General features: G+C 43.6%; 3 protein-coding genes. All 3 read right to left on the minus strand.

Annotation, left to right across the window (positions count from 1 at the left end; translation table 11 throughout):
* Positions 1-475: hypothetical protein (locus tag AC0OM3_RS28145; protein WP_474213356.1), on the minus strand; the 475-nt coding region annotated here is incomplete at its 3' end.
* Between the two features lie 1,249 nt (positions 476-1,724).
* A complete protein-coding gene (locus tag AC0OM3_RS28150; protein WP_474213358.1) occupies positions 1,725-2,060 on the minus strand; it encodes a hypothetical protein in 336 nt (111 codons plus the stop codon).
* 62 nt (positions 2,061-2,122) lie between these two features.
* On the minus strand, positions 2,123-2,275 hold the full coding sequence (locus tag AC0OM3_RS28155) for an SU10 major capsid protein (RefSeq protein WP_474211384.1): 153 nt from the start codon (positions 2,273-2,275) through the stop codon (positions 2,123-2,125).

Here is a 2,275-nt window from a genome sequence, read left to right on the forward strand (position 1 = left end):
AAGCCTTTACCGTTTCTTTCTCTTTTACAGTTTCATCACCTAAGATGTATAACGTGCCGTCCGCCTCAGGGAATGCATTGAATGTGATATTTGCGATACGCTCGTTGTCAGGATCGAACGTATAATCAGGATCAGCTGACGCCGCTGCGTTTGGTACAGTGATCCAGTCATTCGGCGTAGTGTCAGGCGCAGTCGGTTTAATAACCATTTTCTTCGCAGTCGATAACATATCGAATCCCGCTTGCGCAGATACGAATAACGCTTGCTTCTCCCCGCTCTCTACGAATTTAGAGTTTGGCATTACTTTTGATAATCGCTTTAGATCGTGTAATGCGAATGGTACAGTTGTTTCAGCCTTACGACCTTTCATGATCGATTTCACAGGCGTCTCACCGTATTGATCGACCGTAACTTCTTGTACAGATGTAGATACACCGAAATAGATGCCCACCTTCGTGATATCGAATTTGACCATCTCTGTCCTTCACCGTATTCTACGATGGCAGCACCAATCGGTACATTGATTGTGTTTGATTTAGCCATAATTATTACCCCCTGATAGTTAGTTGAAAGTTTAGCGAAAAGATAGGACGTTTTGCTTCGTCCGTTCCCCATAGGCCATATCGGTTGGGATTGTAATGCTTGTATTTTCGAGACCGACCAATCGCCGATCATAACGTCTTTTTTATACTTGAATTCTTCGTACAACTCGTACGCTTTCGTTTCTGCCGTTGCTACATCGCCAACGCTCCCACGCACTCAAGAACTGTAATGTCGGCTGCCTTCGCCCGTCTCTCGTGTATACACTCCGCCATGTAGTACGATCAAGACGCATTCATCTTTCGACTTCGTAGGATATGTGTAGGCGTAGTATGTATTCGGTATGATCGATTCGACGTACGTTTTAACGTCTTGTGCTCACATACTACCTCAATCCTTTCTGAACACCTTCGCCCAACCACTGTAAGTACTTTTGTGACTCACCTTTAATTCGTAGCTCTAAATACTTTCTACCGACCGCATAACCGTTAAAAGATCCCGTAGAACTCGGCGTATACGACCATTCGTGCATGGCTATTGCGTAATTAAAAATACCGCGTCCAAATGCCTAGAACGAAACTTCTCCGATTACTTGATCGCCTTGTTGTTTGACGGTCTTTTTATGTGATTTAGGTCAGACTGCTCGTATCGATAGGCGCAATATTTGACGAGATCCTAGCGAGATCATCTACGCAATCCTGCATAGCTTGTTTAGTCGAATGTTTAACGTCGTTTGCGATCCGATTCATCTTTTAATTCGAAGCTGCTAAAATCGATTGTGAATACCTGCCATTAAATAAACACCACCGTCAGCAACAGCTTACCAGTGAAATCCCGCTGAATTGTATGTTTTTGGATTGCCTTTGTAAATCGTTCCTGCTTCGTTGACGTACTCGATTTCATCTTCGTAACCGATATCACTACTTGTCTAGCAATAATTTCAGATCGACAACGATCGTTGGTTTGTGCACTCGACTATTCCGATCGTTGTGGTGTGGAATGCTTCAAGCCGCACGACGGTTACGTTCGGCTTCTTCGATCCCTTCGGGTTTTCCCCCACATGTAAAGATCTCCGACCGCTCTTCGTCTAGTGACTGTTTGTTTTAATGGTACAATTGCCATTACGTAAGCCACCCCACATTACGACCTGATACATGTAGATCGTCGTTTACTTCTTCAATAAGCTAAACTACACTATCAGGAATAAGATCATTTAGTGGCTGCCCTACCGCACTAGATACATTGTTTTTCTTAAACATTGAAAGACCTACTCCCGTAACACTGAATAAAAAAATACCATGCTGCTGCATTTTGTTCGTGTCGTTGTAAACAATAGCTAAATAGGCCGCGAATTCGTATATTGCGTTATCAGGGATTGTATTACCCTTGAATTTTTTCTTTAGCGTTCTATCTGCCGCATTCATAAGACGAACCCTTTTGTCGTCGTCAGCGTCGTGCCAGTCCTCATTGCTGATTACGTAAGCATCGATGTGCTCCGTTGCTTCTGCAATTCGATCCATATACCACGACCTCCTATATATGAAAATCGACTAGAGCCGAAGCCCTAGCCGATCAGTTTCGATTATTTTCTTTTAGTAGAAAGACCCGTAATCTTAGCGTGGGCTGCTTCTTGTAACATTTCTAGCGTGTACTCACCGACGATCATTCCTTGCATGTAGTCGCCTTTCTTACCTAAGTAAGTGTGAGCAAATTCACGCGTTTGTAATGGACGGAT

Source organism: Bacillus sp. FAU20, from assembly GCF_056033865.1.